This window comes from Methanofollis fontis (genome assembly GCF_004297185.1).
GTDB lineage: Archaea > Halobacteriota > Methanomicrobia > Methanomicrobiales > Methanofollaceae > Methanofollis > Methanofollis fontis.
Genome location: NZ_PGCL01000002.1, coordinates 539,935 through 553,415, shown reverse-complemented (window position 1 = coordinate 553,415; position 13,481 = coordinate 539,935). Strand labels below are relative to the sequence as shown.

The following is a 13,481-nucleotide window of genomic DNA, read 5'->3' as shown; positions in this document are numbered from 1 at the left end:
AACATGTTTCCACCCAATAATATATAGGATTGCTGGTCATATCTTTTTACAGGACCATGCCCAGTTCCTGACATTTCAGGCGGCAGTGGAGATATCATGTGTGGAATTATCAGCGTCGTCGACCGGGCCGGCAACCGGATGGATGGCTCAAAGATCAAGAAGGCGTTATCCCTGATGGACGAACGCGGCAGTGGTGAAGGTGCCGGCTACGCTGCCTATGGGGTCTACCCCGAGTTTGCGGATTGTTACGCGCTCCATGTTTTTTTTGACAATATCGTCGAGACCAAGTCTTTCGTGGACGATCTGTTGAAAATCTGGGGTACAATCGAGCATGACGAGGAGATCCCGACCTTCGAGGGGCCGAACCTGAAGAAGGTCCATACTCCGTGGCGATACTTCTTCAGGCCTGATGCCTCCCTGATGAGCGGCACCCCCTCGCCGGAGGAGGATATCGTCACCTATCTGGTGATGAAGGTGAACACCTCCATTCCTGGTGCTCTGGTCTATTCGTCAGGCAAGAACATCGGGGTCTTCAAGGCTGCCGGGTGGCCCGAGGACGTGGCGGATTTCTATCGCATTCAGGATTATGAGGGCTATATCTGGCTCGCCCACAATCGCTATCCGACGAATACGAAGGGCTGGTGGGGCGGGGCGCACCCCTTCAACCTGCTGGACTGGAGTGTGATCCATAATGGCGAGATCACCAGTTACGGCACGAACCGCCGCTATATCGAGAGTTTTGGCTACCGGTGCACGATGTTCACGGATACCGAGGTTGTCGCATATCTGGTGGATCTGCTTGCCCGCAAACATGGCCTCGATGAGGAAATGGCTGTCCGGGCACTTGCACCGCCGTTCTGGGATGACATCGATGCGATGCCCCGGAAGGAGAAAGAAATGAACCTGGCAATCCGTCTCGCCTATGGATCGGCGATGATGAACGGCCCGTTTGCAATTGTGGTGGCAAACAGCGAGGGGATCTGCGGCTTTTCCGACCGCATCAAGCTCCGCCCGCTTATCGCCGCTGAAAAGGGGGATCGCCTCTATATCTCATCGGAGGAAGCAGCGATACGCTGCATGGAGCCTGAACTCGACCGTGTCTGGATGCCGCGGGCCGGAGAACCGGTGATCGGGAGGGTGCGCTAAATGGCTGTTGGAAGTGTGCCCCTCCGCTACCGGATCACGATCGACCGTGACCGGTGCATGGAGTGTGGGCGGTGCGTGGAGAACTGCCCGTACGGGACGTTCCGGTGGGAAGGGGATAGAATCGTCGTCGATTCTCGCAACTGTACGGCCTGCCACCGCTGCATCGCCATGTGTCCGCGTGACGCCATCTCTCTTGCCGAGTATCCCTGCGATTACCGTTCGCATCCCCTCTGGACCCGTGATGCGCGTGAGGCGATCTACAACCAGGCACGCAGTGGCAAGATTATTCTTGCCGGTATGGGGAATGTGCAACCCCTGCCGCCGATATTTGATTCCCTCCTGCTTGACGCCTGTCAGGTCACCAACCCCTCGATCGATCCCCTGCGCGAGCCGATGGAGCTGCGGACCTACATCGGGAAAAAACCCTCGAAACTGGAGTTTTCCCGAACGCCTGATGGAGATGTGGACCTGCGGACCGAGCTCACCCCGAACCTCATGCTGGAGACTCCCATCATGATCGGGCACATGAGTTATGGGGCGATTTCGCTGAACGCCCAGCTGGCGCTTGCAAAGGGGGCGCATGGGGCAGGGACGTTCCTGGGCACCGGGGAGGGCGGGATGCACCCGGCAATCTTCCCGTATCAGGACAACATGATCGTGCAGGTGGCCTCTGGTCGTTTTGGGGTGGACGTCGATTATCTGAACCGCGGCGCGGCCATCGAGATCAAGATCGGGCAGGGGGCAAAACCCGGCATCGGGGGCCATCTCCCGGGCGAAAAGGTCTGTGCCGACGTCTCCTGTACTCGCATGATCCCGATGGGCAGCGACGCCATCAGCCCGGCGCCGCACCACGACATCTACTCGATCGAGGACCTCGCCCAGCTCGTCCGCTCTCTCAAGGAGGCGACAGAATGGAAAAAGCCGGTGTTCGTGAAGATCGCCGCTGTCCATAATGTCGCCGCCATTGCCGCCGGCATCGCGCGTTCGAGTGCCGACGCCGTCGTCGTGGACGGTTTCAGGGGCGGCACCGGCGCCGCCCCGAAGGTCTTCCGTGATCATGTGGGCATTCCGATCGAGGCGGCGATCTCTGCAGTGGACCAGAAACTCCGGAACCAGGGGGTCAGGAACGAGATCTCGGTCGTCGCCTCGGGTGGTATCAGAAATGCCGCCGATGTCACCAAGGCGATCGCACTCGGGGCAGATGCCGTCTATATCGGGACGGCGGCGCTGGTGGCGATGGGTTGCCGGGTCTGCGGCAACTGCTACCGCGGCCTCTGTCCCTGGGGCATCGCCACCCAGCGCCCTGACCTTGTCGCCCGCCTCGATCCCGAGAAGGAGGGTGAGCATGTCGCAAACCTCATCCATGCATGGACGATGGAGGTCTCCGAGCTGATGGGGGCGGCCGGAATCAATGCGATCGAGAGTCTGCGGGGCAACCGCGACCGACTGCGCGGCTACCTCCTCGACGAGGGGATGCTGAAGGTGCTGGACGTCAAACCGGTGGGGGCCTGAAGATGGTTCTACGGATAGATGCAACCGGTCTCCACTACACGCCCCTGAACCGGCAGGTCAGGGCGGCGGTCCGGGACGGGGAGACGGAGATCGTCATCGACAATGTTCTTGGTCAGCGTTTCATCGCCGACGGGCTCTGCGGTGAGGTGAGGATCACGGTCAACGGCGTGCCGGGCGGCGACCTCGGGATGTTCATGCGCGGCCCGACGGTGATTGTCAACGGCAATGCCGATCATGCGCCGGGCAATACGATGGACGGCGGCACGATCATCATCCATGGCAGCGCCGGCGATGCCGTCGCCCACTCGATGCGCGGTGGGCGGGTCTTTGTCAGGGACGACATCGGCTACCGCGGCGGCATCCACATGAAAGAATACGAGGAGAAACGCCCCTGTCTTGTCGTCGGCGGGAGTGCTCGCTCATATCTTGGCGAGTACATGGCCGGTGGCATCGTCCTCCTGCTCCGACTGGGCGACACGGGGCCGTTTGTCGAGCGGGGGATCGCAAGCGGGATCCATGGCGGCGAGGTCTATATCAGGGGCGAGGTCGATCCCGGTTGTCTCGCCATCGGGGCGAAGGTGCTGCCCCTTGACGAGGAGCGCCGGGCGCGGATTCGTCCCCTGATCGAGGAGTTCTGTCGGTATTTCGGTGAAGATCCGGCCCCGCTGATCGCGGCCGACTACACGCGGATCGGTCCGGCGAGCGCCAGACCGTTCGCCGGAAAATATGTCTGGGAGTGAGTGGAGATGGCAGATAAAAGTTACAAGGATCTGAAATCCGAGGTCTGGGATATGGGGCTCTGCGCCCGTTGCGGGGCGTGCATTGCGGTCTGCCCGGCCGACGCCCTCTCCTTTTCTCCGGGGTCGCCGGACCACCCGTCGTCCTCGGGCTACTGCAAGATGGAGAACGATGGTGTTCTGTGCGGCGCCTGCTACCGGGTCTGCCCGCGCGTGGAGGGTGGCGAGGTGTCGTCGCCGCTCCTTGGTGAGTATCTCTCGGCGATTGCCGCACAGGCGACCTTTTCCATTCCCGGAAAACAGAGCGGCGGCGCCGTGACGGCCATCCTGGCATATGCTCTCGACGCCGGACTCATCGACGCCGTGGTCACGGTCTCTGAAGATCGCTGGACAAAGAAACCGTCTTCAGCGGTGATCACGGATCGCGAGGTCCTCGTGGCGCAGGCCGGAAGCCGCTACAACTGGTGGGTGCCGATGCTCGCCGCCCTGAAAGAGGCGGTTGTCGTCAGGAAGTACCGGCGTGTCGCCGTCGTCGCCGTGCCCTGTGCTGCAGATGCGGTCGCCCGGATGCGGGCGAGCGATTTCGACCTTCTCGCCCCGTACAGAAAGGCGGTCCGCCTTCTTATCGGGCTATTCTGCACGGAGAGTTTTGATTATGAGAAACTGGTGGAGGGTAAGCTCCGGGGCGAACTCGGGATCGATCCCTGGGAGATCGCCCGTCTCGACGTGAAGGGAAAACTGGAGGTGACAGCGGCCGACGGGGAGATCACCGACATTCCGCTCAGGGATCTTGAGGGGTGCATCCCTGCCGGGTGCCTGCGGTGCACGGACTTTGCGGCGGTGACTGCCGACATATCGGCAGGCGCCATCGGCAGTCCGGTGGGATATACGACGCTGCTCATCCGCACGCCTGTGGGCAGGGGCTTTGTCGAGGGCGCCCTTTCCTCCGGTCTGCTGGCGACGGGCGGAGAGGTTGACCTTTCAAAGGTCGAGGCGCTTGCACAAAAAAAGGCTGAACGATCCGGATAATTTTTTTTCAGCCCCATAATGTTCTCTTTTGTATGATTTTCTGATTCTGTATCCCCTGATCTGTCTGTGCCCGGTATTCGGGAGATGTGGGGCGCTCTGGCTCTTTTTTTGATGCGGCAGGTGATGCTGTTACCGCGTTTTTTATATAGGGTGCCCTATCTCCTCTGTCGGGGGACAGGAAATGAAAATATTTTTAAATGATGGAAGGAAACATCTTTCCAACTCCTCTCAGATAGGAGCAGGTGAAGATTCATGAAACGGCAGCATGGTATGTGGGCGCTCCTGGCGCTCTGTGTCATCCTTCTCGTCGTCGCACCGGTTGCGGCGGCGGACCCCTCAGGGGAAGCGACGATTGCGGAGAACCCGGGAGCAGCCCTGGATTTTATCTGGGTACTGATTTGCGGCTTCCTTGTGATGTTCATGCAGGCTGGCTTCTCGATGGTCGAGACCGGCTTTACGAGGGCCAAGAACGCTGCCAATATCATGATGAAGAACATGATGGACTTCTCCATCGGTGCACTCTCCTACTGGGCGATCGGTTTTGCCATCATGTACGGCACCATGCAGGGCATGGACTGGCTCATGGGATGGTCAGGGTTCTTCCTGATGGGGGACGCCTATGATGTGACCACCGTGGAGTCATGGTTCTTCCAGATGGTATTTGCGGCTACGGCAGCGACGATCGTTTCCGGGGCGGTTGCCGAGCGGTGCAAGTTCTCGACCTATATCCTCGCCAGCATAGCGATCACGGCGATCATCTACCCGATCTACGGTCACTGGATCTGGGGCGGCGGATGGCTGTCGGGCATGGGGGCGCTGGACTTTGCGGGTTCGGGCGTTGTTCACGCACTCGGCGGATGGGTCGCCCTTGCAGGTGCGCTCCTGCTCGGTCCTCGCATCGGGAAGTATGCCAAAGACGGCACGCCCCGCGCAATACCCGGCCACTCGGTGACGCTCGGTGTCCTGGGTGTGTTCATCCTCTGGTTTGGCTGGTACGGCTTCAACTGCGGTTCGACCCTGGTCGGCAACGACCTCAGGATTTCGGTGATCGCCGCGAACACCACGCTGGCCGCTGCAGCGGCGCTCGTGACGGCGATGATCCTGACCTGGCTCTGGCACGGCAAACCCGATGTCTCGATGGCGGGCAATGGTGCGATCGCCGGTCTTGTGGCAATCACGGCCGGATGCGCCTGGGTGAACCCCCAGTCGGCGGTGCTCATCGGGATCATCGGCGGCATCCTGCTGGTGGCGGGTGTCTGGTTCCTTGACTGGAAGCTCCGGGTCGATGACCCGGTGGGTGCGATATCGGTCCACGGCATCAACGGTGCATGGGGTCTGATCGCCCTCGGGCTGTTTGCGGACGGCACCTATGGCGGTGTCGCCGGTCTGCTCTACGGCGGCGCAGACTTCTTCGTCGTGCAGGTGCTATCCACCGTGGTGAATTTTGCATGGGCGTTTGGCATGGGGCTGATCCTCTTCGGCATCCTGAAGGCGACCATCGGCATCAGGGTCTCGGAGGCCGAGGAAATACAGGGTCTCGACATTGGCGAGCATGGCATGTCCGCCTACCCGAACTTCGTGGTCACCGAACCGGCAATGGAGGCTGAGTAAATGAAAAAGATCGAAGCAATCATCAGGACGACAAAGTTCGAGGACGTCAAGGCCGCCCTTGAAGGGATCGGCATGGTCTCGATGACCGTCACCGAGGTAAAGGGGCGGGGGCAGCAGCGCGGGATCAAGCAGCAGTGGCGCGGCGCCGAGTACATGGTTGACCTCATCCCCAAGACGAAGGTCGAGATGGTGGTCGAGGACGAGAAGGCCGATGCCGTCATCTCGACCCTTGCAGAGGCCGCCCGCACCGGTCAGATCGGTGACGGCAAGATCTTCGTTGTGCCGGTGGAGCGGACGATCCGGGTGCGGACCGGTGAAGAGGGTGATACGGCCCTCTGAACCATCGTCACCCTTTTTCTCTGAACAGACGCATGAGTGCCATCGATTTCGAGATCGATATTTAAAAGAAGGAGGATCCAGAGGGAGACCTGGTGGTCATTGAACTGAGCTGCACGTTCCTACCGTACCAGAAATGGTAAACAGCACATATAGAGCCCGGGGAACCTATTCGTATCCACATCCCTCCATTCGTCCTGCCTCTCCCCGGGCATGTTTTTTCCATAACTCAGAACGCCGCCGATGCGGCACAACGCCTGTGATAAAGATGCATGTTGCAATAATCCAGCACATCGAGTGCGAGGGGCCCGGACCCCTCCTTGACGGTCTGCTCCGCGAGCGCGGCTGCACGGTCTCGGTCGCACGGATGGACCTGGGGGACCCGGTCCCCGCCGAGTGCGATGCGATGATCGTTCTTGGCGGTCCCATGAACGTCTATGAAGAGGAGCGCTACCCCTACCTCGCCGACCTCGACAGGGCGATCCGGACCTTTGTGGAGGGTGGCGGCCATTACCTGGGTTTCTGCCTGGGTGGACAGCTCCTTGCAAAGGCGCTCGGGGCCCCGGTCACCAGGAACGCAGTCCCCGAGATCGGGCTGTTTCCTGTCACCCTCACCCGGGAGGGGAGACACGATCCCCTGTTCCATGAGGTGCCCCGGACTATCCCGACGATCGAATGGCATTTCGACACCTTTGCGCTGCCGCCGGGGGGAAGACTCCTTGCCACCTCGCGCCACTGCCGACATCAGGCATTCAGGTTCGGGAACGCTCTCGGGCTCCAGTTCCATCCCGAGGTGACGATGGCGATGCTCGAGGAATGGGTGGAGGTCTATGCCGCCGACCTCAGGCGCGCCGACCTCCCCGCCGGGACGGTGCTCCAGTATGCGGGGGGGTGGAGCGAGGAATGCGAACACCTCTCACGCCGGATCATCGGGAATTTTCTGAACGGCCTCTGAGCCCTGACCTCATTTTATATGACAAACTTCGTCCTGTCGTTGATGGCGGGGCATGCTCTCCTGCAGATGCCGGGGTATCCCAATCGCACGGAGAAACTCTCCACCAGAGTTATATCTGGGTTTCCTGGTGTCTCTGGATCGCACTCTCAACCGTTGATGTCAGATCATTTGCATTGAAGGGTTTGAGCAAGAAACCGAAGGGTTCGGTCCTCATGGCCCTCTTATATGTATCAGGATCTGAATGGGCGGTCACAAAGATCACCGGAATGGTGTAGAGTTCGCGAATCCTGATTGTGGTCTCAACACCGTCGAGATCGCCTTCGATGCGAATATCCATCAGGATCAGATCCGGATCCTCTTCACCCGCCAGTCTGATGGCGTCCATCCCGTTGCTCACCGGGCCCGCCACGTTATATCCGGATTCTGTGAGGATGTCTTCCAGCAGCATCGCGATGAGCGCTTCATCCTCAACAATCAGTATTTTTTTCCTCTTCATGCTCTTAACCCCTGATTTCCGGGAAATGGATCTCGAATTGCGTCCCAGCACCCGTGCGGACCTCGATTGTACCTTTCAGCTGGTCGGTGACGAGTTTGTGGACCAGGTTCAGTCCGAATTTTTTTGATGAATCGGGGTCGATATCTGCTGGCAGACACAGTCTGTCATCACTGAGGACCAGCGAATACTGGGAATCCGGACTCTTATTCATCCGGATGCCGATCCTTCGCTTCCCCTTCCCCCTGACAGAATCCTTCTGGGATAGTATCATGAATTCAGTAATCACCAGACTGCAGGGGATCGCCGTGTCAAGGTCAAGGATGATGTCGCCAATGTCCAGATCATATGACACCCCTCCGGAACCGTCATCCGAAGAGGCAAAATTATTGGTTAAACTATTGACATGGCTCTTATATTCAATCCGCATAAAGTTCTCAGATTTATAGAGGCTCTCATGGATGAGCGCCATTGTTAAGATTCTATTGTCGCAGTCTATGAGTCCCTGAAGGGCTGAATCGCCATTCAGGTTCATGGTCTGCAATCTGAGGAGTGCCGATATGATCTGCAGGTTGTTCTTGACCCTGTGGTGGATCTCATTGAGGAGCACCACTTTTTCCTGAAGTGAATCCCTGAGTTCGTTTTCATAGTGTTTTCGCTCGGTAATGTCCATTATGTTGCCGACAATGGCCTGTTTTCCCCTGTATTCTATGGATGAGCCATATGCCTCGATATATATGATTTCATTCCCTTTTGTGAGGGCCCGGTATTCGTAATGGGCGGACTCCGCCTCCCCGGACAGTCTCTTCTGCATCTGTTCAATAACGAGGGACCAGTCTTCTGGATGCGTGAGGTTCTCGATTTTCTCTGTGTGGACCAGTTCGTGAACCTCATATCCAAAGATCTCCGCAAACCGGGGGTTGACATATTCAAATGTGCCGTTACAGATCAGATAGGTGCCGAGGAGCGACTGTTCAACCGGTTGCTTGAACACCTCATTCATCATCGTCTGATGGATGGCGGCGCCGAAGATGTCTGCCGCCACACGTAATGCATCGTTCTCTGCCTGAGACCAGACCCGCTCCTCCCTGCATGTCTCGAATCCGATAAAACCCCACCAGTGTGAATCTGAAACGATGGGGACGGTGACGAGAGACCGGATCCCCTGCGAACAGAGGAACGCTCTCTCTTCTTCAGGGAATGTCTCGATATTGCCTGCAACAACGCGGCCGTTCTGTAACTCCTGTATCCAGCGTGAAAAGCCTGCTTTTTCATAGGGAATATTCTGGAGGGTGGTATTATCCATCCGGGATTCGACACCAGGGATACACCATTCGAACCGCTGACTGCAGAGGAGTTCTCCGCCATCGGCTTCATGGTTCTGGAAGATATGGATCCTATCGACTCCTGTTGCCTCCCCGAGTCGCTCAAGCACCCGGTCAATCTCCTCGTCCCATCGTTCATTCTGCAAAAAACTATGGGCAGTCAGACCGACCGCCTGCAAAATATCATCGTGTCTTTTGAGCTGCTCCTTTGCCTTCTCTCTCTCTGTAATGTCCCTGCTGAGGCCAAACAGCCCTTTTTTTCCGTCCCAGCGACCCGGAGTGACCCTGGTTTCAACAGGTATCAGTCCGCCGTCCTTTTTTAGCAGGGGGATCGGGCATACGTCCCTTCTGCCGTCAAGCATCTCGGTAACAATGGCGAGGGCCTCATCTCTCCTCCGGGGGGGATGCACATCAAGGACATTCATGGTGTGCAGTTCTTCATCGGTGTAGCCGAGACATTCCTGCACTGCCTGATTTGTATGCAGTATCCCCCCTTCTTCATCCAGAACAAAGATATAGTCCCTGATCGAGTCGAAAAACGATTGCATGTCCGCTTTGCTCTTTGCAATCTCCTCTTCCGCCTGGATGCGGGCGATCACGTTTCCGACCAGGGATGCAATTATTTCAAGGTTATTTCTGGCAGATTCAGGGATTTTTTTCAGGTGCCGCGAGGAAATATTGAAGGTACCGATGACCTGACGGCGGTGGCAGAGTGGTATCAGTCCGATGGCACACAACCCCTCCTGACGCGCCGCAGGGTTGAAAAATGCCTGTATGTCGTTAAAACAGGAATATAGTGCCTTTCCGTCCAGAATCAGGCGTGTGTAACTGGCATCATGGGGCATACGGGACACTGTTCTGACAAAATGCTCTGAGAGGTTGTCCCAGTGGGCGAGAACAAAGTCGCCCGTTTCTTTTTCTACAAGATAGATCCCTCCGCATTCCATGCCGCTCACTGCAATTGCCGCATTAAAACAGAGTTTTAATGCGTCTTTGATCGATGAGCAGGAGGCCAGAGCGATCCCGAGGTCACGCTGGATGCGTGCGTTTCTTTCTTTCTTTTTCCATTGGGTAATATCTGAGATGGTCAGGAGGACCTCGGTGCGGGAGAACGGTGAGGCAGAGATGAAAAGGTCACGGGATTCGCAGACCGTCTCGTGGTCCGTGACAGATCCATCTGTCTGCAATTGGTGGATAAATGCATCATACTCCTCCCTGCTCTTCCAGAAGAGTTCATCCACTGTTTTCAGCAGGTGACCGAATTGGGCTGAATAGATTTTGTTGCCCTGGACCACCGTGCGGGTGATGCTGTTGAAGATGCATGCCGGAGTTGCCAGGCTATCAAAGATACGCCGGTCCTGCGTTTCCCTCCTCACCTCTTCTTCCGGTATCATCTCATCCCTCGCGTATGGACATCTGGCTTTTTTCCTTTAGATGCCTTTTTTTTGGCCTGAAATGCATTTCAGGCTTTATTGTGTGGTTTCTGTGGTGTTCGGTATCGAGATGCCCACATTGTGTGTAAATATTAATTTTGATATATAATGGTTTCTATTATTGATATCTTTTATTTTATTAAATAAAATGCATATTATATCTTTTCAGGTGTCATTCGAAAATGGGTGTAAATTATGCTATAAAATCGTCCAGGCCAGAGATCATCGCCTGGAGCACACTCCCCTGTTGATCGTCATCACGGGATTCGGTGTGCGGCACCCACGATCGGGCAATACTGCTATCTCATGCCGTTAATTGGGGATTTATCCAACGTAATTGCCCATCTCCGGGATGACCTCTGAACCTCTGAAAAAGGGAAGGTCGTCGTTTCACCCTGAACAATCCGAGATCGGTGGATCAGGATCCCAGAGACCTCCGGGGAGGGAGCGCAGGTGGTGGCCCAATGGGGCCTTTGTGTACCTTTTCCTGGTTGATATGGCAGTAAAATCTACGCCTGTCCGCTCCGCACCAGGTGGGTCAGGGGTGACTCCTTCCTGAGAAATGTTGTCAGGAATCCGGCAAATTCCGGGCTCCAGCACTCCTCTCCTCTGAGCACCACCCACTCCTGCTCCATCGCCCGCTTCACATGCTTGCCGAGTCCTACACCGAGCATCTGCGGCGAGGCGAGCAGGTCTCCAGCACGGGTATAGCGGCGTTCCACCTCGACGACATACCTCCCATTTTCAATATAGGGGCCGGCAAAACAGTCGCTCTCCCGCCATTTTCGTGCGAACTTCTCGGCATTGGCGCGGCTCCAGAGGGGAGGACCGATGTGCCTGACGATGTGCGGCATCTCGTCGCAGAAGAGTTCGAAGAGGAGGATGCACCGCTCTTCCCCCATCGCCTCACTGGCGCGGTTCACAACAAACCCGGAGCGTTCGAGCAACGCCCTGATGCCCTCCAGACTCCGCCGCAGCTGGGGGACGACGACATCGGGGATAAAGGGGGGCGTGGCGAAGGTGACCGCATAGAGGTGTGTCCCCCGCTCTCCGGTGTGTTCTCCAAACGCCGCTCCTGAGAGGGGTTCTTCACGGGTCGGGAAGAAAAACGCCCCTGATGGTGCGTCGAGATAACCCCGGCAGAGCTCGACGAATGCAAACATCTGGTCGAGGGAGACCGAGGCGGCGACGTTCCGTTTCGGATCCACCGGGTCGACGACGACCATCGGTTCGTCAAACGCACGCGATGCGTGCCCCTCGATGTCGATGAGGAGACCGGGCTTCCAGTGCGTCGCCGCCCTGATCAGAGGGGTGAAACCGCCGTAGTGGAGGATGAGGAGTTCGCAGAGGTAGCCTGCAAACCCTTCGGTCATCTGGTCGGACCCATAGACCCCACCCGCCTTGGCAAACTGCTTGAAGAGCAGGACGTCGTCGACAAAGGGGGCGATCCGCTCCCTGATATAGCGGGTGTGAAACGGCGTGCGGTCGACGGCGCTCCTGATCTCGGCACCGCTCGCCACCCGGTAGCAGGGTACGAGGTCCACGTCGAGACCATTGATCGTGGCGTTGATATAGGGGTGTTCGGCGTACTTCTCACGCCACTCATCCCCGAGTCGGTCTGCAACCCGCCGTGCGAGTCCAAGCCCTTTCTCTTCCAGTTCCTCTCTCGACAGCGCCGGATCGAAGAGCATGAAGATGTCGAGGTCGCGGTCGCCCCGCACCCAGGTCCCCCGCGCCACCGATCCGACCAGCATTGCCTCGGCAATCCCGGAACTGTTGACCTCCTCCTTGATCCTCGCCGCCACACCCAGGATTTCGTCGTACTCATCGGTAAGGGGCCTGATCCGCTGGAGCGCCTCCTTTTCGGCATCAGTGCGCACCGAGGGGCACCTCCAGCAGTGTCTGGTATATCGGCCCCTTCGGGGTGAGGGTGGACTGTTTCAGGACGATCCGGTCGATAGTGCACAGACCTGCCGTTTCATCCGCCAGGTCCGCGATCCCCTCCAGCAGGGAGGGATCAAACTCCTTTACCCGCGCAAGCGTGATGTGCGGTGTGAACTCTCGACGGTCCCTCCTGAACCCCAGGGGCCTGAGCGCCCCCTCGACGGCGTCTGCCAGACGGGCGGTGGCGCCCCCGTCCTCGACGGTGCACCAGATCACCCGCGGGCGGCGCGGATTGTTCCCGGCGACGCCGGTGACCGCCAGGTCATAGGTCGTCCCCTGAATGCCCAGAAGCGCTTCCTTCACGCTTTCCAGCCGTGAATCCTCTACCTCTCCCAGAAACAGAAGGGTGATGTGAGCGAGGGACGGGTCAACATAGGAGAGACGGGCAGCGCTCCGTCTCAGGTGCCCCTGCATCCGCCCGAGTTCGGTCTTCACAGCATCGGAGAGGTCTATTGCGACAAAGGCCCGCACCATAGCAGCACAGTATCGGCAGCAAACTACAAAGCCTCATCGACGGATCACAACCTTGATTCATTCCCAGAAAAAATTTGATTCATTCTGTGGGATCAATCCATATGGGATCACCCCGATACCTACGGGCGGAATCCCCGTCATACCACGGGATCTGCGGGAGAGTAATCTATGGCCGACCAGACACATTTTATCGTATATACGCTTGAGTTCTGCCCGAACTGCGAACTCCTGAAGGAATACCTGAAAGAGAAGGGCTATCGTTACGAGGAGGCTGACATGTCCTCCGCCGAATCCCTCACTGAAATGCGGATGAATGGTGTCTTTGTCAACGAAGCGCCGGTGCTGCGTTGGGGCGACGATTTCTATACCTCTGCGGATCTGTTTGAGGACGGCCGCGTGCGCGGCGAGGTTGTCGACGGCATCGCCGCGGGTGAGTAAGGGTGGAGCGGCATAGCAAACAGGCGACCCTCGACGGCGTTTTTCTCC

The 13,481-nt window shown here is 57.8% G+C and carries 12 protein-coding genes; 8 read left to right on the top strand and 4 right to left on the bottom strand.

The features are described 5' to 3' along the window. Positions 1-96 precede the first annotated feature (96 nt). The 7 genes from CUJ86_RS06585 (at position 97) to CUJ86_RS06555 (ending at position 7,326) form a co-directional block, all read left to right on the top strand. Entirely contained in the window at positions 97-1,146 is a 1,050-nt protein-coding gene (locus CUJ86_RS06585) for a class II glutamine amidotransferase (RefSeq protein ID WP_130646758.1), read from the top strand. Beyond that, the gene (locus tag CUJ86_RS06580; protein WP_130646757.1) at positions 1,147-2,658 is read left to right on the top strand and encodes a glutamate synthase-related protein; all 1,512 of its coding nucleotides are present in this window, start codon (positions 1,147-1,149) and stop codon (positions 2,656-2,658) included. It begins immediately after the preceding gene. A 2-nt stretch (positions 2,659-2,660) separates the two neighbouring features. Continuing rightward, positions 2,661-3,398: a GltB/FmdC/FwdC-like GXGXG domain-containing protein gene (locus tag CUJ86_RS06575; RefSeq protein ID WP_130646756.1), complete on the top strand. Its 738-nt coding sequence runs from the start codon at positions 2,661-2,663 to the stop codon at positions 3,396-3,398. A 6-nt stretch (positions 3,399-3,404) separates the two neighbouring features. Further along, entirely contained in the window at positions 3,405-4,424 is a 1,020-nt protein-coding gene (locus CUJ86_RS06570) for a Coenzyme F420 hydrogenase/dehydrogenase, beta subunit C-terminal domain (protein ID WP_130646755.1), read from the top strand. A 252-nt stretch (positions 4,425-4,676) separates the two neighbouring features. After that, positions 4,677-6,035 (top strand): ammonium transporter, encoded by a 1,359-nt coding sequence (locus tag CUJ86_RS06565; protein WP_130646754.1) that lies wholly within the window; start codon positions 4,677-4,679, stop codon positions 6,033-6,035. After that, complete coding sequence (locus CUJ86_RS06560; RefSeq protein WP_130646753.1) at positions 6,036-6,374, top strand: P-II family nitrogen regulator; 339 nt, start codon at positions 6,036-6,038, stop codon at positions 6,372-6,374. Positions 6,375-6,639: 265 nt separating this feature from the next. Beyond that, complete coding sequence (locus tag CUJ86_RS06555; protein ID WP_165394801.1) at positions 6,640-7,326, top strand: type 1 glutamine amidotransferase; 687 nt, start codon at positions 6,640-6,642, stop codon at positions 7,324-7,326. A gap of 109 nt (positions 7,327-7,435) precedes the next feature. Here CUJ86_RS06555 and CUJ86_RS06550 read toward each other — a convergent pair whose 3' ends face one another. From CUJ86_RS06550 to thpR, 4 genes are all read right to left on the bottom strand, one after another. Beyond that, complete coding sequence (locus tag CUJ86_RS06550) at positions 7,436-7,873, bottom strand: response regulator (RefSeq protein ID WP_235855596.1); 438 nt, start codon at positions 7,871-7,873, stop codon at positions 7,436-7,438. After that, positions 7,827-10,538: a PAS domain S-box protein gene (locus CUJ86_RS06545; protein ID WP_130646750.1), complete on the bottom strand. Its 2,712-nt coding sequence runs from the start codon at positions 10,536-10,538 to the stop codon at positions 7,827-7,829. Before CUJ86_RS06545 ends, CUJ86_RS06550 begins: the two co-directional genes overlap by 47 nt. 548 nt (positions 10,539-11,086) lie before the next feature. Then, positions 11,087-12,457, bottom strand: coding sequence for a CCA tRNA nucleotidyltransferase (gene cca, locus CUJ86_RS06540; RefSeq protein WP_130646749.1), 1,371 nt, complete (start codon positions 12,455-12,457; stop codon positions 11,087-11,089). After that, positions 12,447-12,995, bottom strand: coding sequence for an RNA 2',3'-cyclic phosphodiesterase (thpR, locus tag CUJ86_RS06535; RefSeq protein ID WP_130646748.1), 549 nt, complete (start codon positions 12,993-12,995; stop codon positions 12,447-12,449). The genes cca and thpR overlap by 11 nt, the downstream gene beginning before the upstream one ends. Positions 12,996-13,163: 168 nt before the next feature. Between thpR and CUJ86_RS06530 the strand changes: the two genes are divergently transcribed. Next, the gene (locus CUJ86_RS06530) at positions 13,164-13,433 is read left to right on the top strand and encodes a glutaredoxin family protein (RefSeq protein WP_130646747.1); all 270 of its coding nucleotides are present in this window, start codon (positions 13,164-13,166) and stop codon (positions 13,431-13,433) included. Positions 13,434-13,481 lie beyond the last annotated feature (48 nt).